General features: G+C 61.8%; 20 protein-coding genes and 4 pseudogenes. 10 read left to right on the top strand and 14 right to left on the bottom strand.

Annotated elements, in window-relative coordinates:
• Position 1: 1 nt before the first annotated feature.
• The 3 genes from folM to EXN22_RS05705 are packed head-to-tail and all read left to right on the top strand — an operon-like array spanning position 2 to position 1,355.
• The gene (gene folM, locus EXN22_RS05715; RefSeq protein WP_130263153.1) at positions 2–700 is read left to right on the top strand and encodes a dihydromonapterin reductase; all 699 of its coding nucleotides are present in this window, start codon (positions 2–4) and stop codon (positions 698–700) included.
• Positions 701–724: 24 nt separating this feature from the next.
• Positions 725–1,021 carry a DUF1244 domain-containing protein gene (locus EXN22_RS05710; protein ID WP_130263152.1) on the top strand — a complete coding sequence of 99 codons (297 nt, stop codon included), beginning with the start codon at positions 725–727 and terminating at the stop codon, positions 1,019–1,021.
• Positions 1,014–1,355, top strand: a complete 342-nt coding sequence (locus EXN22_RS05705; RefSeq protein WP_130263151.1) for a HopJ type III effector protein — start codon at positions 1,014–1,016, stop codon at positions 1,353–1,355. Before EXN22_RS05710 ends, EXN22_RS05705 begins: the two co-directional genes overlap by 8 nt.
• Here the strand turns inward: EXN22_RS05705 and EXN22_RS05700 are convergent.
• The 7 genes and pseudogenes from EXN22_RS05700 to EXN22_RS05670 all read right to left on the bottom strand — a co-directional run bounded on the left by EXN22_RS05700 (position 1,339) and on the right by EXN22_RS05670 (position 10,440).
• Positions 1,339–2,283 (bottom strand): alpha/beta hydrolase family protein, encoded by a 945-nt coding sequence (locus EXN22_RS05700; RefSeq protein WP_130263150.1) that lies wholly within the window; start codon positions 2,281–2,283, stop codon positions 1,339–1,341. The two genes, EXN22_RS05705 and EXN22_RS05700, sit on opposite strands and share 17 nt — an antisense overlap.
• A gap of 9 nt (positions 2,284–2,292) precedes the next feature.
• Complete coding sequence (locus EXN22_RS05695) at positions 2,293–2,979, bottom strand: GNAT family N-acetyltransferase (protein ID WP_130263149.1); 687 nt, start codon at positions 2,977–2,979, stop codon at positions 2,293–2,295.
• Between the two features lie 180 nt (positions 2,980–3,159).
• Positions 3,160–4,374: an enoyl-ACP reductase FabV gene (gene fabV, locus EXN22_RS05690; protein ID WP_130263148.1), complete on the bottom strand. Its 1,215-nt coding sequence runs from the start codon at positions 4,372–4,374 to the stop codon at positions 3,160–3,162.
• A gap of 171 nt (positions 4,375–4,545) precedes the next feature.
• Positions 4,546–5,118: pseudogene (locus EXN22_RS26630) on the bottom strand (methyl-accepting chemotaxis protein); the annotation flags it as partial.
• 1,659 nt (positions 5,119–6,777) lie between these two features.
• Entirely contained in the window at positions 6,778–7,599 is an 822-nt protein-coding gene (ampE, locus tag EXN22_RS05680; RefSeq protein ID WP_130263146.1) for a regulatory signaling modulator protein AmpE, read from the bottom strand.
• Positions 7,596–8,162 carry a 1,6-anhydro-N-acetylmuramyl-L-alanine amidase AmpD gene (gene ampD / locus EXN22_RS05675; protein WP_130263145.1) on the bottom strand — a complete coding sequence of 189 codons (567 nt, stop codon included), beginning with the start codon at positions 8,160–8,162 and terminating at the stop codon, positions 7,596–7,598. Before ampD ends, ampE begins: the two co-directional genes overlap by 4 nt.
• Positions 8,163–8,241: 79 nt before the next feature.
• Positions 8,242–10,440 carry a DUF1631 domain-containing protein gene (locus tag EXN22_RS05670; protein WP_130263144.1) on the bottom strand — a complete coding sequence of 733 codons (2,199 nt, stop codon included), beginning with the start codon at positions 10,438–10,440 and terminating at the stop codon, positions 8,242–8,244.
• Between the two features lie 245 nt (positions 10,441–10,685).
• Here EXN22_RS05670 and nadC point away from each other — a divergent pair, with 245 nt between their 5' ends.
• Positions 10,686–11,534, top strand: coding sequence for a carboxylating nicotinate-nucleotide diphosphorylase (gene nadC / locus EXN22_RS05665; RefSeq protein WP_130263143.1), 849 nt, complete (start codon positions 10,686–10,688; stop codon positions 11,532–11,534).
• Between the two features lie 68 nt (positions 11,535–11,602).
• Here the strand turns inward: nadC and trxB are convergent, their stop codons facing one another.
• Both trxB and EXN22_RS05655 read right to left on the bottom strand, forming a co-directional pair.
• The gene (trxB, locus tag EXN22_RS05660) at positions 11,603–12,565 is read right to left on the bottom strand and encodes a thioredoxin-disulfide reductase (RefSeq protein ID WP_130263142.1); all 963 of its coding nucleotides are present in this window, start codon (positions 12,563–12,565) and stop codon (positions 11,603–11,605) included.
• Positions 12,566–12,670: 105 nt separating this feature from the next.
• A complete protein-coding gene (locus tag EXN22_RS05655) occupies positions 12,671–13,270 on the bottom strand; it encodes a peroxiredoxin (protein ID WP_130263141.1) in 600 nt (199 codons plus the stop codon).
• A 271-nt stretch (positions 13,271–13,541) separates the two neighbouring features.
• Between EXN22_RS05655 and cysZ the strand changes: the two genes are divergently transcribed.
• A complete protein-coding gene (gene cysZ, locus EXN22_RS05650) occupies positions 13,542–14,270 on the top strand; it encodes a sulfate transporter CysZ (RefSeq protein WP_130263140.1) in 729 nt (242 codons plus the stop codon).
• A 39-nt stretch (positions 14,271–14,309) separates the two neighbouring features.
• Here the strand turns inward: cysZ and EXN22_RS26625 are convergent.
• Positions 14,310–14,669: pseudogene (locus EXN22_RS26625) on the bottom strand (methyl-accepting chemotaxis protein); the annotation flags it as partial.
• Positions 14,670–14,897: 228 nt separating this feature from the next.
• Positions 14,898–15,536 (bottom strand): annotated as a pseudogene (locus tag EXN22_RS26620) (PAS domain-containing protein); the annotation flags it as partial.
• A gap of 266 nt (positions 15,537–15,802) precedes the next feature.
• Between EXN22_RS26620 and EXN22_RS05640 the strand changes: the two are divergent.
• Positions 15,803–17,020 (top strand): glycosyltransferase family 4 protein, encoded by a 1,218-nt coding sequence (locus EXN22_RS05640; protein ID WP_130263138.1) that lies wholly within the window; start codon positions 15,803–15,805, stop codon positions 17,018–17,020.
• On the opposite strand, the gene EXN22_RS05635 is transcribed toward EXN22_RS05640, so the two are convergent.
• The 3 genes from EXN22_RS05635 to EXN22_RS05625 all read right to left on the bottom strand — a co-directional run bounded on the left by EXN22_RS05635 (position 16,989) and on the right by EXN22_RS05625 (position 19,356).
• Positions 16,989–18,092, bottom strand: a complete 1,104-nt coding sequence (locus EXN22_RS05635; protein WP_130263137.1) for an NADH:flavin oxidoreductase — start codon at positions 18,090–18,092, stop codon at positions 16,989–16,991. The genes EXN22_RS05640 and EXN22_RS05635 overlap by 32 nt on opposite strands.
• Before the next feature lie 141 nt (positions 18,093–18,233).
• On the bottom strand, positions 18,234–18,716 hold the full coding sequence (locus tag EXN22_RS05630; RefSeq protein WP_130263136.1) for a glutathione peroxidase: 483 nt from the start codon (positions 18,714–18,716) through the stop codon (positions 18,234–18,236).
• Between the two features lie 154 nt (positions 18,717–18,870).
• On the bottom strand, positions 18,871–19,356 hold the full coding sequence (locus EXN22_RS05625) for an FKBP-type peptidyl-prolyl cis-trans isomerase (protein WP_130263135.1): 486 nt from the start codon (positions 19,354–19,356) through the stop codon (positions 18,871–18,873).
• On the opposite strand from EXN22_RS05625, the pseudogene EXN22_RS26305 reads away from it, so the two are divergent.
• The 4 genes and pseudogenes from EXN22_RS26305 to EXN22_RS05605 all read left to right on the top strand — a co-directional run.
• Positions 19,325–19,441, top strand: a pseudogene (locus EXN22_RS26305) (DUF3565 domain-containing protein); the annotation flags it as partial. The gene EXN22_RS05625 and the pseudogene EXN22_RS26305 sit on opposite strands and share 32 nt — an antisense overlap.
• A gap of 93 nt (positions 19,442–19,534) precedes the next feature.
• On the top strand, positions 19,535–21,631 hold the full coding sequence (pta, locus tag EXN22_RS05615; protein WP_130263134.1) for a phosphate acetyltransferase: 2,097 nt from the start codon (positions 19,535–19,537) through the stop codon (positions 21,629–21,631).
• A 2-nt stretch (positions 21,632–21,633) separates the two neighbouring features.
• Positions 21,634–22,536 (top strand): acyltransferase, encoded by a 903-nt coding sequence (locus tag EXN22_RS05610; protein ID WP_130263133.1) that lies wholly within the window; start codon positions 21,634–21,636, stop codon positions 22,534–22,536.
• Between the two features lie 69 nt (positions 22,537–22,605).
• Complete coding sequence (locus tag EXN22_RS05605) at positions 22,606–23,190, top strand: hypothetical protein (protein WP_130263132.1); 585 nt, start codon at positions 22,606–22,608, stop codon at positions 23,188–23,190.
• The last annotated feature ends 27 nt before the right edge of the window (positions 23,191–23,217 follow it).

Genomic DNA, 23,217 nt, shown 5'->3' with positions numbered 1-23,217 from the left:
CATGAATAGCCCAATTCTTGTCACCGGAGCCAGCCAGCGAGTCGGGCTCGCGCTGGCCCTGAACCTGGCGCAGGCCGGCCATACCGTGGTCAGCGCCAGCCGCAGCATCAGCCCTGAGGCTGCGCACCCGAACATCCACCAGTTCCAGGCCGACCTGTGCCAGGAAGAACAGCGCCTGGCCCTGATCGAGCATCTGCAAGGCAACTACGACGGTTTACGCGCCATCGTGCACAACGCCTCATTGTGGCTCGATGATGACCTGGCCAACCTCAACACCATGTTCAAGCTGCACGTCGAGGCGCCCTACCACCTGAACCTGGCCCTGGGCACGCAACTGGGCAAAGTGGACAAGGCCGACATCATTCATATCTGCGACGAGACCTCCTCGCGTGGCAGCGGCAGCCATATCGGCTACGCCGCCACCAAGGCCGCCCTGCAGAACATGGTGTTGTCGTTCGCCGCCAAGTACGCACCGAATATTCGCGTCAACGCGATCTTGCCGGGCTTGTTGATCCTCAAGGAAAACAGCGACGAGGCCTACCGCCAGCAAACCCTGAAAAAAGCCCTGCTGGAGTTCGAACCCGGCGCCCAGCCATTGATCGATGCCGTACGCTTTTTACTCGACAGCCAGTACAGCACCGGCAGCAACCTGGTCATCAACGGTGGCCGTCACTTGAAAAACCGCATCGCGGTAGACTGACCTACCGCTGTCACGAGAACGTCCATGAACGATCAACAGAAACTTGAACTCGAAGCCGCTGCCTTCCGCCGCCTGGTTGCCCACCTGGACAGCCGCAAGGATGTGCAGAACATCGACCTGATGAACCTCGCCGGCTTCTGCCGCAACTGCCTGTCCAAATGGTACAAGGCCGCCGCCGACGAGAAGCAGATCGAGCTGAGCATGGATGAGGCCCGCGAAGCGGTCTATGGCATGCCTTACGCCGAATGGAAATCCCTTTACCAGCAAGAAGCCAGCGCCGAACAGCAAGCGGCGTTCGCCAAAGGAAAGCCCAATGACTGATCTGAACACCCTGCGTGCCAGCCTGAAATCCGGCGAGCACGCCTTCGCCGACACCCTGGCCTTCATCAGTGCAAACTACAGCTACCAACCACAAGCCTTCAACAACGGCGGTGTGGAAAACGCAGCCGGGCAGAACGAAGGTTCGTGCAAGACCCTGGGCCTGGTTCTGCTCGAAGGCCTGAACGATGAAGAAGCACTGCTGGCGTTCGGCGAACACTACCGCTCGGTGCTGGCCACCCCGCAAGGCAGCGACCACGGCAATATCCGCGCGTTGATCGCCCATGGCCTGGCCGGGGTCAAGTTCACCGCGCAGCCGCTCAAGCGCCTGGCCTGATCAAACGTCCTGGCGTGCCTTCGGCCAGTTGCCCGTGCTGCAACCAGTGCAGGGCAACTGACCAGAGCCGAGCCTCAAAGCGGCTGTGGAAGAAGGCGAAGTGGCCGATCCGATCCTCGTCGATATCAGCGGGGGCAATGCGCAGATGACTACGCTCACTGGCCGCAAAGTACGCCAGCAATCGCTCGATGGCAGCGACCGTGCCGAATGGATCGTCGGTCAGGCTGATGGCCAGGGTCTTCGCCCGCACCCGGGCGAAAGGCAGTTCCCCCAGCGCCCTGCCACTTGGGCGCTGCTCGTAGCCTGAGGAGCGCGTGCTCCAGTCCCGCACCACCCCGGCCGGAGTATCCTCCAGCCAGCCCAGGCGCTTGCCGGGAAAGTAACCCAATACCTGCGTCAACAGCGGCATCAGCACATGCCACTTGCCGAACAGCTGCCAGCGACTGTCGGCGGCGTAATCACGCCAGTAGGCGAACTGCGCACCAACCGTCACCAGCCGGCGTACCTGACCGGCCGACTGCGCCAGCCCAGCGGCGCATCCACCAAAACTGTGGCCGACCACATCGATGGGCTGGCCGGGAAACTCGCGCTGGGCGCGTTGCAGCATGGCTTCGAAATCCAGCGCGCCCCAGTCGGTCCAGGACGCCTTGAAGTGACGCATGGAGGCCGGACGCGACTCACCGATGCCACGATAGTCATAGGTGATGACCTCAAAGCCATGGGCGAACAGGTACTGGGCAAAGCGTGCGTAATAGCTGCAACGCACCGAGGTGGCGGCGTTGATGATCACCAGCGGGCGCGTGGTGTCCGGCACCTGGTGGCGCCAACAGAAACCGCCGAGGGAGTACCCGTCGGCGGTTGTCTCACGAAAGGTCTGCACGCTGTTGTTGGCGACGGGCAAAACCGCAAACACTTCAAGACTGCTCATCGACCTCTGTCACGCCGAAGCCGCTACCCGCGGTGCAGGAACCTTGCGCAAGCCGCTCAGTCGCGAGCCATCGTAGCGGGTTTCGCGGAACAGGCGCCAGCGCCCGAACAACCCGTACACATGCATCACCCGGCCCTGCTCGTGATAGCCCATGCGCAGGTGCAGCTTGAGTGCCGGGATATTGTGGGTTTCACAGACGTCCACCACCTTGTGGCAGCCCTTGGCACGCATGGCCTCCCACAGGTTGACCTGAGCATCCACCGACAAGCGGGTACCAAAGAAGGCAGGGGTCATCTCGCCGCCGAATTCAAAGAACTCACCGGGTTTGACCGGGAAGTTGCAGCCGTAATAATGACGGTCGTGATAGTCGCGCATGCTGGCGAAGATAAAGGCTACGGCGTCGCCCTGCTCGTCCAGGTACATGTGCCCGGTATGACCTTCAGCGGCCAGCTCGCGCATGGTATGCACGCGGTCGCCAAAGTAGCGGGCAAAGGCGTCGGCATTTTCTTCAGTGATTTCCACCAGGCGTACCGGTGCATGGTCACGCAGGTTATGCGCAGGCACCGGGCTGATGAGGTCGCGCTCCATCCACAGCAACTCCCAGTGGAAGAAGATGTAACGCTCACAGAGGGTTTTGAGGACTTTGTGCAGTCCCTTTTGCCTGATCCGCTCTTGTAGCTTTTGTATTCCACTCATGGTGCCTCCTGTCGAAACCTTGGCGGTTTTATAGGGCATGTAGAGAGTGGTATAGAACAGCGCGGCGAGGGAGTAGCAAAGGGCCAGTTATGGACTTGTTTCAAATTGTGTTTCGAGTCTGAAACGGTTGCCGCACCCGGCTAAAAACAGGTGCGGCAACAAGCACTTAGTTAGCGCTTCTTACAGCTCGATGCAGTCGAACCGTACGTCGGTAGCGACATCGGCGTCATAGTCAACATCATGACGCTCGAAACCGAACAGGTTGAGGAACTGCTTCTTGTAACCGGCATAGTCGGTCATGTCGAACAGGTTCTCGGTGGTCACCTGCGGCCACAGGGCCTTGCAGGCATCCTGTACGTCGTCACGCAGCTCCCAGTCATCCAGACGCAGGCGGCCTTTCTCATCCAGCTGTGCCGAGGCACCGTCAGCACGGTACATGCGGTCACGGAACATGCGGTCCAGTTGGTCCTGGGTACCTTCGTGAACGCCTTTCTCCTGCATGATCTTGAAGACCATCGACAGGTACAGCGGCATCACCGGAATGGCCGAGCTGGCCTGGGTGACCACTGACTTGAGCACAGCCACGTTGGCGCTGCCTCCGACTTTGTTGCTCAGGCGCTGGGCAGTCTCGTCCAGATCCTGCTTGGCCTTGCCAAGGGCGCCGTGCCAGTAGATCGGCCAGGTGATCTCGGTGCCGATGTAGCTGAAGGCCACGGTGCGCGCGTGTGGCGCCAGAACACCGGCGGCGTTCAGGGCGTCGATCCACAATTCCCAATCCTGGCCACCCATGACAGTGACGGTGTCGGCAATTTCCTGCTCGCTGGCAGGCTCGATCGACGCCTCGATGATGGCGTCCTTGTTGGTGTCGATAGCGGTCGACTTGTATGGCTGGCCGATCGGCTTGAGCGCCGAGCGCACCACTTCGCCAGCGCGCTCGCCAGCAGAAGCAGGCAGCTTGCGTACCGGCGAGGCCAGCGAGTAGATCACCAGGTCAACCTGGCCGCCCATTTCGTTCTTGATCAGCTCGATGACCTTGGCCCGCGCTTCGTCAGAGAAGGCGTCGCCGTTGATCGATTTGCTGTACAGGCCTTCGGCCTTGGCGAACTTGTCGAAAGCAGCCGAGTTGTACCAGCCCGCAGTACCGGCCTTGGTTTCGGTGCCCGGCTTTTCGAAAAACACGCCCAGGGTATCGGCCTTGAAACCGAACGCGGCGGTGATGCGCGCTGCCAGGCCGTAGCCGCTGGAAGCACCGATCACCAGGACCTTTTTCGGACCATCCTCGCGCACGCCCAGTTTGCGGGTGGCTTCGATCTGATCACGTACGTTCAGCTCGCAACCGGTCGGGTGCGTAGTGGTGCAGATAAAACCGCGGACTTTGGGATGGATGATGGCCAATGTCTGTACCTCGTCAGTGAATGTGCTGAGGGAGCCGAATCGTTTGGACTCGAGGTTCCGCTTGCTGTGAGGGTGAGACTACCCCCGCAGCGTTGCCGACACATCCGGCCCCCTGGAATCCTTCAGGGCGCTACTTTGTCACAGCGCGGAAAACTTCAGCAACCGCTGATCTCAGACCCGGAATGCACCGATCAGGCGCTTGAGCTCCAGCACCTGGGTCGACAGCTGGCGGCTGGCGTCCTCGGTCTGGTGCGCGCCCTGGGTGGTGTTCTCCGCCGCCCGGTTGATCTGGACGATGTTCTGGTCAATGTCGTGGGCCACTGCCGTCTGCTGCTCCACTGCCGCGGCGATCTGCTGGTTCTGGTCGACGATGCTGCCGATGGCGCCGAGGATATTCTCCAGCGCCTGCTGCACCTGCTGCGACTCGCCGACCGTGCCTGCGGCCATCTGATGACTGCTGTCCATGGCCTTGACGGCCGCGCCAACCCCGCCCTGCAGACGCAAAATCATCTGCGCGATTTCTTCGGTGGACTGCTGGGTCCGTTTGGCCAGGGTCCGCACCTCATCGGCAACCACGGCAAAGCCACGGCCCTGCTCACCCGCCCGGGCGGCCTCGATTGCCGCATTGAGGGCCAGCAGGTTGGTCTGCTCGGCGATACTCTTGATCACCTCCAGCACCCGGCTGATGGCCTGGCTGTCACTGGCCAACTGGTTGATCACCGCCACCGACTGATCGATCTCGCCGGCCAGGCGGGCGATGTTGCCTTGCTGGGTTTGCACCAGGCCACGCCCGCTGACGGTTTCCTGATTGACGCCATGGGCGCTGCTGACCGCCGCTGCGGCGCTGCGTGCCACCTCCTGGGCGGTGGCCGACATCTGGTTCATCGCCGTGGCGACCTGTTCGATCTGCCCGCGCTGGCCGCTGACCGCCTGGTTGCTACGGGCCGACACCGCGTGTACCTGCTCGGCCTGGCGCTCGACCTCGGCGACGGTATGGCCAACTTGCTCGATCAGGTCGTGGATGCGCCGCACGGTGCCGTTGAACACCTGGCCCAACTCGCCCAGTTCATCGCGGCTGCTGGCCTGGAAGTTGACCGTCATGTCGCCGGCGGCAACCTTGTCCATCACCGCACCCAGGCTTTTCAGCGTGTTGCGGGTCGAGGCGTAGAAGCCGCTGTACAGGTACACAATCAGCAGGAACACCGCCGCCAGCGCCGATACCAGCAGGATCATGTGCAAGCGGTGCTCGGCCAGACGCTGCTCCAACTGCTGGCCGAGAAACTCACCAATGCCGCTGTTGAGCTTATAGGTTTGCGCCATCAGGTCACTGAGCTGCTTGTAGAACGCAGGCCAAGGCGCGTTGAGGGTCTCGGCCACCACAACTTGCTCTTCGATCAGCTCGCTGGCCTGCTTGAGCGATGCCTGGCTACTGCTGGCCAGGCTGCCCAGACGCACCTGCGCCCCAGGCTCGGTGGCCAGCGCATCCTCCAGGCGGATGGCGTAGTCGGCGCCGAGCTTTTCCAGCTTCAGCAACAAATCGTCAAAGCGCGCGCTGGAAGCCGAGTTGACGAAACCCTGGCCCAGTGAATAGGCACCGATGGCCCGCCCTTCGCCAAGAATCTGGGTCACTTGCGGAGTAATGGTGGTCATCAGCTCGCTGAGCTGGCGGATTGCCGAGTCACTGTCCTGACTGAGCCCGGCCTGGCTGGCGATGACCTTGCTCAACACCTGGGCCTGACCCAGCAGTTTGTCCAGCAACGCCACTTTGCTGGACAACGACGACTCACCCTGAGCGCTCCTGAGGGTGTCGAGCATTTCGCTGCGCTTGTCGTCGAAGGCTTTGGCCTGGGCCTCATCGGCGACCATCAAGGTCAAGCCGGACAAGCGGCTCTGCACCTGTTGCTCGATGCTGGCGATCTGCGCCTCGACATCTTCGGCCTTGCCCGACTGGCCAAGCACGGCGTTGATCTGCACCAGGTTGCCCAGGGTTTCCACGTCGCCGCGCAAGGCCAGGCTGTTGCCCAGCAGTTCCAGGCTCTGCAGCTCGCTGCGGGTGGCATGGAACTGCGCATAGGAGTCGCGGACCAGGTAGTAGTTGGTCACCAGCATGGGCAGGAAAAACAGAATACTGATCAAGCTGAACTTCATGCCGAAGCTCAGTCGGTTCATCAGCGCGACGGCCGGATACAACAGGCTCTTCACAGGTGGTGCCCTCCGATTCTTATTGTTTTTACGCTTCCTGCCTTTGCACCACCCCCCGTGGAAGCGGCGATGCGGCGGCCCACAATGGCACAAGGCCACCGAATGAATTCAGCAACACTTGTATAGCGCATATCGGATCGGGGGTTTGTAACTTAAGGTTAACCGGCAGCGGAGCGACCAGTGGCCGCTCCGCCCAAGGCTTCAACCGAGCACGGTCCAGAGGGCGAAACAGGCGTACCAGAGCACTGCCGAGCGCAGCAGCAACTCCCATAGGTTATCCAGGCTGAGCAGGCCTTCGCTGCCTGCCGGCAGATCCCCGGCGACGCGCCCGACGGCTTCGATCAGGCCGGCAGCACTGATGTGCCAGTTCAGCAACTCGTGCAGCATCACCCGGCTGACTGCAACGAAATTGCCGACCAGGGCAAAACTGGCACCCAGCAACCGCACCGGTGCCCAGTCAAAGGCATGACGCAGTTGCAGGGCATGGTCACGCAGCACCGGTGTGCGTGCATGCTCGGCCGTCAGCGCCAGCAACCGATAGGCCAGGGCTGCGGCCGGGCCGAGCAGGAAGTACCAGAAGATCACGGCAAAAAAGCTCTGGTATGCCTGCCACAACAGGTTGGCCTGCACCCGCTCCAGCAAGGCCTGGGCATTGTCGGCGCTCAAGCGCAGGTCGCGTTCGGCCACATGCACTGCCGCTTGCTCGTCGCCGCGCCGCCAAGCATCGCGAAACGGCCCTTGCGCGCCCTTGATGTCGCCACGGCCAAGGCTGTAGATCAGCACCAGCAAGTGCACCGGCAGGGCGAGCAAGCCATAGGCCACCGGCTCCAGCACGTGCAGCAGCAAGGCCAGCACGGCCACCGGCAACAACACCAGGATGGTCAGTACCCACCACGGGTGCCGCCTGCCATCACGCTCCAGGCGCACAAGCTCGGTGACGAAAAAGCCGTCGCGTTGCAAACGCTGGCGCAAGGCGGAAAACTTCTCGAACCACAGCACCAGCAACAACACCAGAAAACTCATGCTTGATCCTCCTTGTCCTTGAGGCCGGCACGGTAGCGCCGCCAATCAAAAGCGCCACCAGGGTCGGTCTTGCGTCCCGGGGCAATGTCGCTGTGGCCCTGAATCCGTTCAGTGCCAATGGCCGGCCAGGCAGCCTGGATCTGCCGGGTCAATGTTTGTAGCGCCTGGTACTGGGCGTCGGTGAAAGGTAGCTCGTCGGTGCCTTCCAGCTCGATGCCGATGGAAAAGTCATTGCACGCCTCGCGCCCCTCGAAACTGGACACCCCGGCATGCCAGGCGCGGTCCAGACAGGAGACAAACTGAGTGACCTTGCCGTCACGTTCGATAAGAAAATGCGCCGACACGCGCAGGTGCTTGATACCTTCAAAGTAGGGATGTTCGCTGACATCCAGGCGGTTCTGGAAGAACTCCTGGACTTTGCCGGTGCCAAATTGCGCCGGCGGCAGGCTGATATTGTGGATGACCAGCAGGGAGATGACTTCGCCCTCGGCGCGGGCATTGCAGTTGGGCGAAGGACAATGGCGGACGCCGGCGAACCAGCCAGTAGCGCGGTCCAGTTGCATAGAAAATCCTGAGACACGGGGGCACTAGCTCAGTATGCCCCGTGGTGGCTCTGCATGCATCGTTAAAACACGTAGGAATCTAACGTGCCTGCGACTGACGCAGTTGGCTAAGCACCGAATCCAGCGCCCGGTCGAACAACAGGGTGTCGTCCAGCGGGCGCACATGCCCGCGGCGCAAGGCCACGGCCAAGGCCATGCGCGACCACTCCCGGACTTTAAGGCCGGTGCGGTTGACGAAGATGAAGCGGTCGCTGCTGTCGATCTGGGCGATCAGCTTGCAACGCTGCACTTCGTCTTCATCGAGCAACTCGACCCAGGCACCGATGCGCAGGCGCTCGACCTGCAGCAGCGCCGGGTCGTCTTCGGCCAGACGTACCTGGGACGCCTGCGGCCCGCAGGCCTCGGGGGCGGGCAAGACGATCTCATCGAGTACCAGCACCCGCTCGCTGGCATCGCTGTGCAGCGCGCGTCCGCCCACAACGGGTGTATCGAACATCTGCACGTGCAGGGTTTCAAGCTTGGCAAAGAACTCACTGGTAGCAAAGGGATCGAAGGCAGCGCCGGCCAGGCCATCGCGCAACGCCTTGAGCAGCCCCGGCACCAGCTCCAGCAGGCGCAGGCGTGCCTGCTCTTCTGGGTGCGGTTGCACGCTCCAGATCAGTTCATCCATGGTTTGCAGAGCGGCGAGCCACTGCCCGGACGTGTCGCCATGCTTGAGGCACGCCAGCAATAGTACCTGGCTCCAGGCCTCTTCGAGCAAGCGCACCACCACCTGTGGCATCGAGCGCCCAAGCAGACGCCGGTTGAGCTCATGCTGCACCCGCTGACGAGCCAGCGCGGTGCGCGCGCGGCCCTCTTCGGCATCACGGGTACGCTGTTCGAGCAACTCATTGCGGCGCCGTTCATCAGTGCTGAACGCAAGAAATTCGGCGAGCAACTCGGAGAATATCGCCGGGTCATCGACAAAGTCGCTGAGCAGGCGCTGGACGATTTTTTCGACCCGCAGGTACAGGCTGTCGCGCTGGCAATCATCGCTGGTGCCCCAGCCCATGGCTGCCGTGGCGATCTCATTGAGCAGGCGGCGAGCCGGGTGGCTGCTGCGGCTGAAGAAGCTCTTGTCGAGTACCGCGACCTTTAGCATCGGGATCTGCATGCGGCAGATCAGCACGCGCAGCGAACGGGGCAGGTTACGGTCGGCGAGGATGAACTCGAACAGCATGGCAATGAGGTTGATGACATCCTCATCGATCACCTCGATCTTGCGGTAGGTGCCGCTTTTGACGCTGACCCGGGTCAAGAGTTGCTCAAGCTGTTGGTGCAGGTCGAAATCATCGATTTGGGCCGTAGACGGCACGTAATGCTGCAGGTGCGAGAGCAGGCGCAACAGGTCACGGGTGCTGATCGCCTGCACGTGCTCACACGCCTCCAGACGCGGCGCAACTCGCCCGCGCACCGGCGACAGCAGGGCCTGCAGTGAAGCGAAAACCGCCTGGCAGTTGGCATCCAGCGCGTCATGGTGCGCGTCGCTGCCGGGTTCGCTGGCCACAGCCTCGCGCTCAACCTGTGGGCGGTCCTGGGCGCGGCGCCGTGGCACGGCCATGAGCCCTGGCAGTACGCCGGTGGCAATCAACAATTGGTTGGCTTCGCCGTACAACTGGTCGGCGTCATGCAACACATAGCGCTCGAACAGTTTGAGAATGATCAGCTTGACCTTGATCCCCACGCCCAGGCTGCGCCCGGCACGCAAAAAGTAATCGCAGAGCATCGCCGGGCCCAGGGGATTGCGCGGATCATCCAGGGCCTGGCCGACCAGGGCGCTGAAACGCAGGGTCAATTGATTGAGGGCAATGCCATCACGGGCAAGAACCCGTGCGACCATGGCATCCAGCGCCACCGTGCGCTCCAGCTCATCATTGGCCACCAGCAACAGGCGGTCATGGGCATCGCTGTGCAGGGCGGGCAGTGAGTCGCGCTGGCCGATCTGCACGAAGGCTGCATAGAAATGATCAAGATAGCCCCGTTCGATGTGCTTGCGCTTATGCCGCAGGTCACGCATGGCTTCGAACAGGATGTGCTGTTCAACGTTGTTGGCGGCCTTGTCGGCCATCTCGAACAGGGTGTCGTCGGCGTTGTCGAACAACGCCTGCAGGCCTTGGCGCAGTTGCAGCGCGGCCTTGTCACGAACCTGCAGAAGCACCACCGGCAGACGAGCGAGGGGCGCATTGTGCGCCTGATCGGTGATGGCCTTGATCGGCACCACCTTCGCGTCGTTGTGCATCCTGGTCTCCTTGCAGGTTCGAATTTGAGCTTCAATAGCGGTCGTCAATGCTATGACGCCAAATACAAGGCGCATTATCGAGCAAAAACCTTTCAGTCGCCAGTGCGCAGCTGATAGACCGGTACTTGGACGAAAAGCTCATTCGGCCTGACCAAAGGTCAAGCTTGGGTCGCCACTGCAGTGATTGCTGCATGCGCAGGCTGGCCTGCCCTATAATCGCCAGCACTTAGCTTGTGGAGCCCGCCATGCCGAATTTACGCCTCGCCGACCTGACCGCCGAAATCGAAGCCAACGTGCGCCGTGCGTTACTCGAAGACATCGGCAGCGGCGACATTACCGCCCAGTTGATCCCGGCCGAGCGCCTGGCCACGGCCACCATCATCACCCGCGACGACTGCGTGATTGCCGGTACTGCCTGGGTCGATGCGGTGTTCCGCCAGCTCGACCCGCGGGTCGCGGTGCACTGGCAGGTCAAGGATGGCGAGCGCGCCAAAGCCAACCAGGCCCTGTTCCAGCTTGAAGGGCCGGCACGTTCGCTGCTCAGCGGCGAGCGCTCGGCGCTGAACTTTTTGCAAATGCTCTCGGGCGTGGCGACACGTGCGCAGTGCCTCGCCGACCAGGTGGCCGACACCCAAGTCAAACTGCTCGACACCCGCAAGACCCTGCCCGGGCTGCGCCTGGCGCAAAAGTACGCGGTCACCTGCGGTGGCTGTCACAACCACCGCATCGGTCTGTACGACGCCTTCCTGATCAAGGAAAACCATATCGCCGCCAGCGGTGGCATCGCGCAAGCAATTGCCGCTGCGCACCGCATTGCCCCAGGCAAGCCGGTGGAGATCGAGGTGGAAAGCCTGGTGGAACTCAGGGAAGCGCTGGACGCGGGCGCCGACATCATCATGCTCGATGAACTGAGCCTTGACGACATGCGCGAAGCGGTACGTTTGAATGCGGGCAAGGCCAAGCTTGAGGCCAGCGGCGGGGTGACGGAGGACACCCTGCGGGTGATTGCTCAGACGGGTGTGGACTACGTCTCGATCGGGGCGATGACCAAGGATGTGAAGGCGGTGGACCTGTCCATGCGCCTTAGTCTCTAAAAACATCGCGGGGCAAGCCCGCTCCTACAGCTTTCTGTGGGAGCGGGCTTGCCCCGCGATAGGCCCTATCAGTGCGCTGCGTTCTGCAGCCCATCCAGGTAACGCTCGACGTCCAGCGCCGCCATGCAACCGGCACCGGCCGAGGTGATGGCCTGACGGTAAACGTGGTCAGCCACGTCACCAGCAGCGAACACACCTTCAACGTTGGTGGCGGTGGCATTGCCATCGCGGCCGCCATTGACCACCAGGTAGCCGTCTTTGAGCGTCAGCTGGCCTTCGAACAGCGAGGTGTTCGGGGTGTGGCCGATGGCGATGAACACGCCATCAACCTTGATTTCGTCGAAGCTGCCATCGTTGTTTTTCAGGCGCGCACCGGTAACGCCCATGTTGTCACCCAGCACTTCGTCCAGGGTCGCGTTGAGTTTCAGTTCGATCTTGCCTTCGGCCACGCGGGCGTTGAGCTTGTCGACCAGGATCTTCTCGGCGCGGAAGGTCTCGCGGCGGTGAACCAGGGTGACCTTGCTGGCGATGTTGGCCAGGTACAGGGCTTCCTCGACAGCGGTGTTACCACCACCGACCACGGCGACCGGCTTGTTGCGGTAGAAGAAACCGTCACAGGTTGCACAGGCGGAAACGCCCTTGCCCATGAATGCCTCTTCCGACGGCAGGCCCAGGTAGCGAGCGCTGGCGCCAGTGGCGATGATCAGGGCGTCGCAGGTATAGCTGGCGCTGTCGCCCTTGAGGGTGAACGGCTTGCTGGCCAGGTCAACGGCATTGATGTGGTCGAACACCACTTCGGTCTCGAAGCGCTCGGCGTGTTCCTGCATGCGTTGCATCAGCGCAGGGCCGGTCAGGCCGTGGGCATCGCCCGGCCAGTTGTCGACTTCGGTGGTGGTGGTCAGTTGGCCACCCGCCTGCATGCCGGTGATCAGCAGCGGCTTGAGGTTGGCGCGCGCTGCATAAACGGCGGCGCTGTAACCGGCAGGGCCGGAACCGAGGATAATCACTCGCGAATGGCGTACTTCAGACATGTCACACTCCTGTCGCCGGGATCGCCGGCTGGAATAAAAAAGAACCTGCGAAGCGCTTGGGGAAGGCTTTTGGCCGCAGGTCCTGAAAAACGTTGGTGCCTGGCCTTACAGGCTGGCAGCGTTCTCTGCCAGGTAGTCGGCAACGCCCTTGGCGTCAGCCTTCATGCCTTTCTGACCTTTGCGCCAGCCGGCCGGGCAGACTTCACCGTGCTGTTCGGTGAACTGCAGGGCTTCGACCAGGCGGATCATCTCGTCGACTTCACGGCCCAGCGGCAGGTTGTTGACCACCTGATGCTGGACAACGCCTTGCTGGTCGATCAGGAACGAGGCACGCAGGGCCACGCCATCTTCGTGCTCGATACCATAGGCACGGGTAATCTCGTGCTTGACGTCGGCGACCATGGTGAACTCGACGGCGCCGATGCCACCCTTCTCGACCGGAGTGCTGCGCCAGGCGTGGTGGGTGAACTGCGAGTCGATGGAAACGCCAACCACTTCCACACCCAACTCACGGAATTTGTCCATGCGGTTGTTGTGAGCAATGATTTCCGACGGGCAGACAAAGGTGAAGTCCAGCGGCCAGAAAAACAGCACGACGTATTTGCCGCGCAGGGAAGACAGGGTGAAGCTGTCGACGATCGAACCGTCGCCCAACACTGCCGCGGCGTCGAAATCCGGGGCTTGCTTGTTGACCAGAATGCTCATGAAAACTCCTTGAAAGTCAGTATTCGAAGGGGTTGAAAAGATGTGCGCACTTTAGCGAGGTGGCAGAGATTAAGGAAATATCCTTAGACAATCCACCTTATAGGCCGGCTCTATTCATGCATCGAGTGCCGGGCTGTTTCTCTATGAAGCCCTGCCAGAAAGCCTGCCGAGGTTTTGTTACAGCCCGTTTCTCGCTCTGCGCTGCGCTTTCGCCGGCCGCACAAACTCGGTAAGGTCAGCGCGTTTGCCTTTACCCGGAGCCTTCCCTTTTATGCATGCCCCTGTCCTTTCTGGCCCACAGTACCTGCGTGAAGGGCTGAAACTGGTCCTGAGCCCCAGCCTGCGCCTGTTCGTGTTGCTGCCGCTGGTGGTCAACCTGGTGCTGTTTGTCGGCCTGATTTACTTTGCCGGGCATCAGTTCAGCCTCTGGGTCGATTCACTGATGCCCAGCCTGCCGAGCTGGCTGAGCTTCCTCAACTATGTGCTATGGCCGCTGTTCGTGGTGCTGGTGGGGTTCATGGTGTTCTTCAGCTTTACCATGCTGGCTAACATCATCGCCGCGCCGTTCAATGGCTTTCTGGCAGAAAAAGTCGAAGTGGTGGTGCGCGGCACCGATGACTTCCCCGATTTCAGCTGGGCTGAACTGGCTGCCATGGTGCCACGCACCCTGGGCCGCGAGATGCGCAAGCTGGGCTACTTCCTGCCGCGGGCGATCGGCCTGTTCATCCTCTCGTTCATTCCGGTGCTGAACATCATCGCCGCGCCGCTGTGGCTGCTGTTCGGTATCTGGATGATGGCCATCCAGTACATCGACTACCCGGCGGACAACCACAAGCTGAGCTGGCAGGACATGATTGCCTGGCTGCGGGAAAAACGCTGGCAGAGCCTGGGTTTTGGTGGCTCGGTGTACCTGGTGCTGCTGGTGCCCTTCCTCAACATCCTGATGATGCCGGCAGCGGTGGCGGGCGCCACGCTGTTCTGGGTGCGTGAACGCAACTGAGGGATCGCCGCGTAGCTGCCCGGCTACGCGGCCCAACCATCAGGTCGACAGCTGGTTGGAGAACTGTCCGACCGCGTTGACCACCTTCTGCGCACCGTCCTGAATCTCGACGATCACCGTGCCGGTCTGCCCGGCCAATGACAGGCCCTGCTCGGCCTGGCGCTTGCTGCTGTCGATGATGTCCACCGCGGCCTTGGCCAGTTGTTCGTTTTGCTGCACCACACGGGCGATTTCCTCGGTAGCGGTGCTGGTGCGCGAGGCCAGTTGCCGGACTTCGTCGGCGACTACGGCAAAGCCCCGGCCCTGCTCCCCGGCCCGAGCGGCCTCGATGGCAGCGTTAAGGGCCAGCAGGTTGGTCTGCCCGGCGATGTCACTGATGGTCTTGATGATCGAGCCGATCACCTGCGACTGCTTGTCCAGTGCCTCGATGCCTTCGGCGGCCTCCTGCATGAAAGTTTCCAGGCCGCGCATGACATCCACGGTCTGGGTCACCACCTCGCTGGCCTTGCGCGCACAGGCATCGGTTTCCAGCGAGGTGTTGTAGGCGATATCGGCGGCCTGGGCCACGGCCTCTTCCTGGTTGACCTGATCGGTGATCACCGTGGCGAACTTGACCACTTTGTAGAGCACGTCGTGGGCATCGATGATCGGGTTGTACGAGGCTTCCAGCCAGACGACCCGGCCATGGGCGTCAATGCGCTTGAAGCGCTCGGCGACGAACTCACCGCGGCGCAACTTGTCCCAGAAGCCCTGGTAGGCCACCGAGTTGTATTCTTCCGGCTCACAGAACAGCCGGTGATGCTTGCCCACGACCTGATCGAGCTTGTAGCCCATGGTCTGCAGGAAGCGCTCGTTGGCGGCCAGCACTTCGCCTTTGAGGTTGAACTCGATCACAGCCGTGGAACGCATCAGCGCCTTGATCAGGCTTTCATGCTCACGGGAGGTTTCGATGGTGCGGGTCAGGTCACTGGAGTGCAGCGAGAAGTACTTGATCCGTCCTTCATTGTTTTTGACTGGCTGCAGGATCGAGCGCAGCCAGGCCTCCTCACCGTTGCCGCGCAGCAAGCGGAAGGCACCATTGAGATGTTCACCACGGGCAATGGCATGCTTCATGCGCTGATAAAAATCGAGCTGTTTGACGTGCGCCGGAACGATTTCTTCAATGTTGCGGCCAATCAGCTGGTTGCTGCTGTAGAGCATCTCTCGTTCAAAGTTGCTGTTGACTGATTCGATTCGCCCCTGCGGGTCGAGCTGCAGTACCAGCATCTCGCTGTCGAGGCTGCACTTTACTTGCTCCACGGATTGCAGTTCTTCACGCAGCCGGAGGATTTCTTGCTTGAGTTTGCTGTTGAACATGACGCTCTCCCGGAGCGAATTCAGTCATTCGAATGCTTCTGCATCGGCTGATTGCCAGACAATCTTGAGTCGCTTGCCGGGAAAATTTTGACGACGAAAAACGCCGGTAATCAGGCGTCACCGATCTGTCATTTACCGGTCACAGAGCGGCAATCCGGGCGGTCGACACTGGCGTCATGAGCACACCGTCCTTGCATGTCACCCTGATCAGCGAAACCTTCCCACCAGAGATCAACGGCGTGGCCAATACCCTTGGCCGCCTCAGCGATGGCCTGCGTTTGCGTGGCCACCGGGTCGAGCTGGTGCGCCCCCGGCAAGGCGCCGAACAGCCCACGGCCTGCGATGAAAACCTGCTGCTGTGCCGCGGCTGGCCACTGCCGGGCTACCCGGGCTTGCAGTGGGGCCAGGTGTCCATGCACAAGTTGATTCGCCGCTGGCGCCGGCAACGCCCGGATGTGCTGTACATCGCCACCGAAGGCCCGTTGGGCCTAAGCGCCCTGCGTGCTGCGCGGCGCCTGGGGATTGCCGTGGTCAGCGGCTTCCATACCAACTTCCAGCAGTACTCCGGCGAATACGGCCTGGGCCTGTTGGCACGCCTGCTGACCCATTACCTGCGCTGGTTCCATCGCTGCACCCACACCACCCTGGTACCCAGCGTGAGTCAGCGCCTGGAGCTGGAACGCCGTGGCTTCGACAACCTCAGCCTGATGGCTCGCGGCGTCGACAGCCAGCTGTTCACCCCGGCCAGGCGCAGCCAGGCGCTGCGTGAGCAATGGGGCCTGGGCGCCGACGATATTGCCTTGCTGCACGTCGGGCGTCTGGCCGCCGAGAAGAATCTCGGCTTACTGGCCCCCTGCCTGGAAGCTCTGCAAAGGCAACACCCCCAGCGGCGCATCAAGCTGATCGTGGTCGGTGACGGGCCGCAGCGCAGCGTGCTTGAACAGCGCTTGCCGTCTGCTGTGTTCTGCGGCGCCCAACGCGGCGAGTGCCTGGCCGAACACTACGCCTCCGGGGATATCTTTTTGTTTCCCAGCCTGACCGAGACCTTCGGCAACGTGGTGCTCGAAGCCCTTGCCTCAGGCCTGGGTGTGGTCGCCTACGACAAGGCCGCCGCCGCCCAGCATATTCGCCATGGCCACAGCGGCGCGCTGGCAATGCCGGGGGATACAGCGGCCTTTATCGATGCCGCCAGTTGGTTGCTGGAAGGGCCGGAAACCTTGCGCCGGGTGCGTCTGAACGCCCGCCAGCAAGTCAGCCGCCAAGGTTGGCCGGCCATTGTCGAGCAGTTCGAAGCCCATCTGCAGGCGGCCTGCCGCCAGAGCCAGGGCAGCATTGCGCTGCCCCGTCCGGCGCCAATGGCGATTAAACCAGAGTCGTCAACGCCTCACGGCTGAACGGCAGGATGTCCTGTTCGCGGCCATCGCGCACCTTGGCGGCCCACTCCGGATCCACCAGCAACGCCCGGCCGACTGCCACCAGGTCGAATTCGTCGTTGTTCAGGCGCTGCAGCAGATTCTCAAGGCTCGCAGGCTGGGCCACCTTGTCGGTCGCCACCATGAACTGCAGAAACTCGCCATCCAGGCCGACACTGCCGACGGTGATGGTCGGCTTGCCAGTGAGTTGGCGGGTCCAGCCGGCCAGGTTGAGGTCAGAGCCCGGGAACTCGGGCTCCCAGAAGCGTCGGGTCGAGCAATGAAAGATATCCACACCGGCTTCAACCAGCGGCTGCAGGAACGCGCCGAGAGCCTCAGGGCTTTGTACCAGGCGCGCGTTGTAGTCCTGCTGCTTCCATTGGGAGAAACGGAAAATGATCGGAAAGTCCGGGCCGACCGCAGCGCGAACAGCCTGAATCAACTCGATGGCAAAGCGCGAACGGCCGGCCAGGTCACCACCATACTCGTCGCTGCGCTGGTTGCTCGCCTCCCAGAAGAACTGATCGATCAGGTAACCGTGGGCGCCGTGGATCTCGACGCCATCCATGCCGATGGCCTGGGCGTCACGGGCGGCCTGAGCAAATGCCTCGATCACTTCATCAATATCAGCCTGGGTCATGCCGTGCACGACAACTTGGCCGTCCTTGAGCTTCTCGCTCGGGCCATAGCCCGGCACGCTGGCATCCGGCTCGGTGCCCAGGCGGCGCACACTGCCCACGTGCCAGAGCTGCGGAACGATGCGTCCGCCTTCGGCATGCACGGCGTCGACTACCTGCTTCCAGCCGGCCAGGGCATCTTCGCCATGGAAGCGCGGCACATTCGGGTAGCCATTGGCGGCTGGGTGAGCGACGGTGGTGCCTTCGCTGATGATCAGCCCAACCCCTGCGGCGGCGCGGCGGCGGTAATATTCGACGACCTGTGCATGGGGCACACCACCCGGGCAGAAGGTCCGGGTCATCGGCGCCATGACCACACGGCTGGGCAGCTCAAGGGCACCTAATTGGAAAGGCGTGAACAGTGCAGTGGCGGACATGAGGCGCTCCTGGGAAAAGGGGAATGCGCCTGAGGATAGGGCGAGCTGTTCGGGTGGCCCAGTACTATTGATCTGGGTGATTGAACAGCATCGCGGGGCAAGCCCGCTCCAGAGAGCGGGCTTGCCCCGCGATGGGATTGATCAGGCCAACGCCTTTTCGATCGCCTGCACCACCGTCGGATCATCCGGTGCGGTGCGTGGCGAGAAGCGCGCCAGCACCCGGCCGTCTTTACCGACCAGGAACTTCTCGAAGTTCCAGGTGATATCGCCAGGAAACTCGGCGCCCTCACCTGCCAGCAGCCGGTACAACTGATGACGGTCATGGCCATTGACCTCAAGCTTGCTGCTCAGGGGAAAACTCACCCCGTAGTTGAGGCTGCAAAACTGCTGGATCTCTTGCTCAGAGCCCGGCTCCTGCCCGGCAAACTGGTTGCATGGCAGGCCCAACACACTGAAACCCTGGCCCTTGTATTGCTGATAAAGGTTTTCCAGCGCCGCATATTGCGGGGTCAGGCCACACTTGGAGGCGACATTGACCACCAGCACCACCTGGCCCTTGAATGGCGACAGAGGCAAATCCTGGCCATCCAATGCCTGCAACTTCAGGTCGTGAAATGCACTCATGACGTACTCCCTTTTCCAGATCCCGGTTGCCGTTGCGGGCGGCAAGCGTAAAACCAGCCCACTAAAAAGGCGCCCTGCCAAGCCGTCTTCCCCTGGTGGAGTGCGACGGACTTGCCCGGGCGCCTTCGCGACTCTCTGAGCTTAGCGCAGAAAATCAGTGCTGATGGCCACCTTCGCCATGGACATGGCCATGGGCTACTTCTTCTTCGCTGGCGTCACGCACGTTGACGACCTTGACCTTGAAGTTCAGGCGCTGACCGGCCAGTGGGTGGTTGCCGTCGACAGTGACGTCGTCGCCGTCCAGGTCGCGAATGGTGACGATCTGCATCTGGCCATCCGGCGCCGAAGCATGGAACTGCATGCCCACTTCCAGCTCGTCGACACCTTCGAACATGCTGCGGTTCAGGGTGCTGACCAGTTCAGCCAGGTATTCGCCGTAGGCGTCTTCCGGCTCAACGGCGACTTCCAGCTCGTCACCGGTGGTTTTGCCTTCCAGGGCTTTTTCCAGGCCCGGGATGATATTGCCTGCGCCATGCAGGTAAACCAGCGGAGCGCCGCCGGCGGAGCTGTCGATGACCTCACCAGCGTCGTTGGTCAGGGTATAGTCGATGGAGACAGCCTTTTTGGCGGCGATCAGCATGGGGCGAGACCTTTTGCATAAGAATGTAGAACGAACAAGTGTAACCAAGGCATCGCCTGAAAGCGAACGCAACCCGGACAAACGGGTTGCCCGATGGTTACCGCGGGTGCACTCAGGGGGCCGATAGCGATACCCTTGGCAATTGTTTCTTTTGCACAGCTCATTTCGAGAAGCTCGCATGCAGACATTTTTTATCGCGCCGACCGACTTTGGCGTCGGCCTGACCTCCATCAGCCTCGGCCTGGTGCGCACCCTGGAGCGCGCCGGGCTCAAGGTCGGTTTCTTCAAGCCGATCGCCCAGCCCCACCCAGGCGACACCGGTCCGGAGCGCTCCACCGAACTGGTCGCCCGCACCCACGGCCTGAAGCCGCCACAACCGCTGAGCCTTGCGCATGTCGAACGCATGCTTGGCGATGGCCAGCTCGATGAACTGCTCGAAGAAATCATCACCCTCTATCAGCAGGCCTGCATCGGCAAGGACGTGGTGGTGGTCGAAGGCATGGTCCCAACCCGCCACGCCAGCTACGCCGCACGGGTCAACCTGCACCTGGCCAAGAGCCTGGATGCCGAGGTGATCCTGGTATCGGCGCCGGAAAACGAAGTGCTCACCGAATTGTCCGGGCGGGTCGAGTTGCAGGCCCAGTTGTTCGGTGGCCCGCGTGATCCGAAAGTGCTCGGGGTGATTCTCAACAAGGTGCGCACCGACGAAGACATGAGTGCCTTCGCCGCCCGTCTGGTCGAGCATTCGCCGTTGCTGCGCGGCGGTGACTTCCGCCTGCTCGGCTGCATCCCGTTCCAGGCGGGCCTGAACGACCCGCGTACCCGCGATGTGGCCGAGTTGCTCGGCGCCCAGGTGCTCAACGCCGGCGACTATGAAAGCCGGCGAATGAACAAGATCATCATTTGCGCCCGCACCGTGGCCAACACCGTGCCGCTGCTCAAGCCGGGCACCCTGGTGGTGACCCCAGGCGACCGCGACGACATCATCCTCGCCGTGAGCCTGGCGGCAATCAACGGCGTGCCGCTGGCCGGCCTGCTGCTGACCAGCGACAGCAAGCCCGACCCGCGCATCCTTGAACTGTGCCAGGGCGCCCTGCTTGCCGGTTTGCCGATCCTCTCGGTGAGTACCGGCTCTTACGACACGGCCAATCAGCTCAACGGCCTGAACAAGGAAATCCCGGTAGACGACCGCGAACGCGCAGAGATCATCACCGATTTCGTCGCCAGCCACCTGGATGCCGACTGGCTGCACCAGCGCTGTGGTACCCCGCGTGAATTGCGCCTGTCGCCGGCGGTGTTCCGCTACCAATTGATCCAGCGCGCCCAGCAGGCCAACAAACGCATCGTCCTGCCCGAAGGCGCAGAACCGATGACCGTGCAGGCCGCAGCCATCTGCCAGGCCCGTGGCATTGCCCGCTGTGTATTGCTGGCCAAACCTGACGACGTCCAGGCCGTCGCTCGCGCCCAGGGCATCACATTGCCAGAAGGCCTGGAAATTCTTGACCCGGACCTGATCCGCGAACGCTACGTCGAAGCGATGGTCAGCCTGCGCAAGAGCAAGAGCCTCAACGCACCGATGGCCGAGCAACAACTGGAAGACCCGGTAGTGATCGGCACCATGATGCTGGCCCTGGACGAAGTCGACGGCCTGGTCTCGGGCCTGGTTCACTCCACCGCCAACACCATCCGCCCGGCCCTGCAACTGATCAAGACCGCGCCAGGCTGCAGTTTGGTGTCTTCGGTGTTCTTCATGCTGTTCCCCGAACAGGTGCTGGTGTACGGCGACTGCGTGATGAATCCGCATCCAACGGCCAATGAACTGGCAGAAATCGCCCTGCAGAGCGCCGACTCCGCCGAAGCCTTCGGCATTGCCCCGCGGGTTGCGATGATCAGCTATTCCAGTGGTGACTCGGCCAGCGGCGAAGAGGTCGAAAAGGTCCGCGAAGCCACCCTGCTGGCCCAGGAGTCCCAGCGCAGCCTGCTGATCGATGGCCCATTGCAGTACGACGCGGCGGCCAACCTGGACATCGCCCGGCAACTGGCGCCCAACAGCCAGGTGGCCGGCCGTGCCACGGTGTTCGTGTTCCCTGACCTGAACACCGGCAACACCACCCACAAGGCGGTACAACGCAGCGCCGATTGCGTAAGCCTGGGGCCGATGCTGCAAGGCCTGCGCAAACCGGTCAACGACCTGCCACGCGGTGCCCAGGTCGATGACATCGTCTACACCATTGCCCTGACTGCCATTCAGGCCAACCGCTCACTGGAAAGCTGAACATGCTCGGATTGCTACCCGCGCCCCTGCGCGGGGTTATCGCCTCACTGCTGCTGGGGCTCAACACCATCGTCTGCTGTACCCCGCTGTTCATTGTCAGCCTGTTCAAGCTGTGCCTGCCGTTTGCGGCGGCGCAGCGAGTCACCGATGAACTGATGCGCCATATCCACGAAGCCTGGATCAGCAACAACAACGCCTGGATCAACCTGCTGGGCAAGGCCCGCTGGCAAGTCGAAGGCCTGGGCGGGCTGGACTACCAGCACAGCTACCTGGTGACCAGCAACCACCAGAGCTGGGTCGATATCCTGGTGCTGCAGTACGTGCTCAATCGGCGTATCCGCCCGCTGAAGTTCTTCCTCAAACAGGTGCTGATCTGGGTGCCGGTGATCGGCCTGGCCTGGTGGGCGCTGGGCTTCCCGTTCATGAAACGCTACTCCAAGGCTTACCTTGCCAAGCACCCGGAAAAGGCCGGCAAGGACCTGCAGACCACTCGCCGCACCTGCGCCAAGTTCCGCGGCAAGCCCACGGCAATCTTCAACTTTGCCGAGGGCACGCGCTTCACCCAAGCCAAGCATCGCCAGCAACAGTCACCGTTCAAGCACCTGCTCAAGCCCAAGGCCGGCGGCATTGCCTTTGTGCTGGATGCCATGGGCGAGCAACTGCAGTCGATCGTCAATGTCACCCTTCATTATCCGAACGGTGCACCGGGCTTCTGGGACTTGTTGTGCGGGCGGGTGAAGCACATCGTCGTGCACCTGGAAGAGCTGGCAATCCCGGCTGAGTTTCTGGGCAAGAACTACGACCAGGATGAGACATATCGCTTGGCCTTTCAGCAATGGATCAACCAGCTGTGGCACGACAAGGACTTGTTGCTGGAGCGACTGCGACAACAGGTCGACAGGTAATTTGCCGGGCAGCATCTATGCTCACTTCCTACGATGTTTTTCAGTAGCCATCACACGGAATGTAAGCCTATGAAACCGCTGCGCCGCTTTGCCCACGCCTTTGCTGTCGTTTCACTGCTGTCTGCCGCCAGTTTTACGGTGCAGGCAGAAGAGAAACTGATCGACGCCGTCGCAACCGAAGATGTGGTGGATACCAAGGTCCTTGCCATCGACCTCGACAAGCGCATCGTAACGGTGGCCGGCCCCAATGATTCCCAGGTCCCCATCCAACTGAGCGAGCAGGCCAAGGACCTGCATAACCTCAAAGTCGGCGACTTGGTCACTATCAAGGTCAACCGCTCGGTTGCCACCGTGCTCGACACCGAGGTTGGCGGTGCTCCGGGGGTAAGCAAGGAAGCCGGCGTAATTCGCGCCACCAAAGACAACCCCAACCCAGGTGGCGAGGCGTTCCGGCAGGTCAAGGTCACCTCGAAGATCACCAAGATCGACCTGAAAACCCACGAGGTCACTTTGTTGCCGCCTGATGGCCCGCAAAAGGTAGTGAAGGTCGAAGACCCTGAACTGCAAGCGCGGATGAAAAACCTCAAGGATGGCCAGACCGTCGACATCATCTACACCGATGTGCTGAAGATCACGACCAGACACGAAAGCTGAGTACATCGCGGGTCAAGCCCGCTCCCA

The organism is Pseudomonas tructae, assembly GCF_004214895.1.
In the GTDB taxonomy this organism is placed as follows: Bacteria; Pseudomonadota; Gammaproteobacteria; order Pseudomonadales; family Pseudomonadaceae; genus Aquipseudomonas; species Aquipseudomonas tructae.
The sequence above is the reverse complement of the archived record's forward strand: the minus strand, read 5'-3'. Positions and strand labels throughout refer to the sequence as shown.

Bases quoted from the DNA above. Each gene is read 5' to 3' on its own strand.
- EXN22_RS05655 (WP_130263141.1), bottom strand. From the start codon at position 13,270: ATGAGCATTCTGGTCAACAAGCAAGCCCCGGATTTCGACGCCGCGGCA.
- EXN22_RS05610 (WP_130263133.1), top strand. From the start codon at position 21,634: ATGCTCGGATTGCTACCCGCGCCCCTGCGCGGGGTTATCGCCTCACTG.
- EXN22_RS05635 (WP_130263137.1), bottom strand. From the start codon at position 18,092: ATGTCCGCCACTGCACTGTTCACGCCTTTCCAATTAGGTGCCCTTGAG.
- EXN22_RS05700 (WP_130263150.1), bottom strand. From the start codon at position 2,283: ATGAGCAGTCTTGAAGTGTTTGCGGTTTTGCCCGTCGCCAACAACAGC.
- nadC (WP_130263143.1), top strand. From the start codon at position 10,686: ATGCCGAATTTACGCCTCGCCGACCTGACCGCCGAAATCGAAGCCAAC.
- EXN22_RS05710 (WP_130263152.1), top strand. From the start codon at position 725: ATGAACGATCAACAGAAACTTGAACTCGAAGCCGCTGCCTTCCGCCGC.
- EXN22_RS05605 (WP_130263132.1), top strand. From the start codon at position 22,606: ATGAAACCGCTGCGCCGCTTTGCCCACGCCTTTGCTGTCGTTTCACTG.
- trxB (WP_130263142.1), bottom strand. From the start codon at position 12,565: ATGTCTGAAGTACGCCATTCGCGAGTGATTATCCTCGGTTCCGGCCCT.
- EXN22_RS05705 (WP_130263151.1), top strand. From the start codon at position 1,014: ATGACTGATCTGAACACCCTGCGTGCCAGCCTGAAATCCGGCGAGCAC.
- EXN22_RS05640 (WP_130263138.1), top strand. From the start codon at position 15,803: ATGAGCACACCGTCCTTGCATGTCACCCTGATCAGCGAAACCTTCCCA.
- EXN22_RS05625 (WP_130263135.1), bottom strand. From the start codon at position 19,356: ATGCTGATCGCCGCCAAAAAGGCTGTCTCCATCGACTATACCCTGACC.
- EXN22_RS05630 (WP_130263136.1), bottom strand. From the start codon at position 18,716: ATGAGTGCATTTCACGACCTGAAGTTGCAGGCATTGGATGGCCAGGAT.
- cysZ (WP_130263140.1), top strand. From the start codon at position 13,542: ATGCATGCCCCTGTCCTTTCTGGCCCACAGTACCTGCGTGAAGGGCTG.
- folM (WP_130263153.1), top strand. From the start codon at position 2: ATGAATAGCCCAATTCTTGTCACCGGAGCCAGCCAGCGAGTCGGGCTC.
- EXN22_RS05670 (WP_130263144.1), bottom strand. From the start codon at position 10,440: ATGCACAACGACGCGAAGGTGGTGCCGATCAAGGCCATCACCGATCAG.
- ampE (WP_130263146.1), bottom strand. From the start codon at position 7,599: ATGAGTTTTCTGGTGTTGTTGCTGGTGCTGTGGTTCGAGAAGTTTTCC.
- pta (WP_130263134.1), top strand. From the start codon at position 19,535: ATGCAGACATTTTTTATCGCGCCGACCGACTTTGGCGTCGGCCTGACC.
- ampD (WP_130263145.1), bottom strand. From the start codon at position 8,162: ATGCAACTGGACCGCGCTACTGGCTGGTTCGCCGGCGTCCGCCATTGT.
- EXN22_RS05695 (WP_130263149.1), bottom strand. From the start codon at position 2,979: ATGAGTGGAATACAAAAGCTACAAGAGCGGATCAGGCAAAAGGGACTG.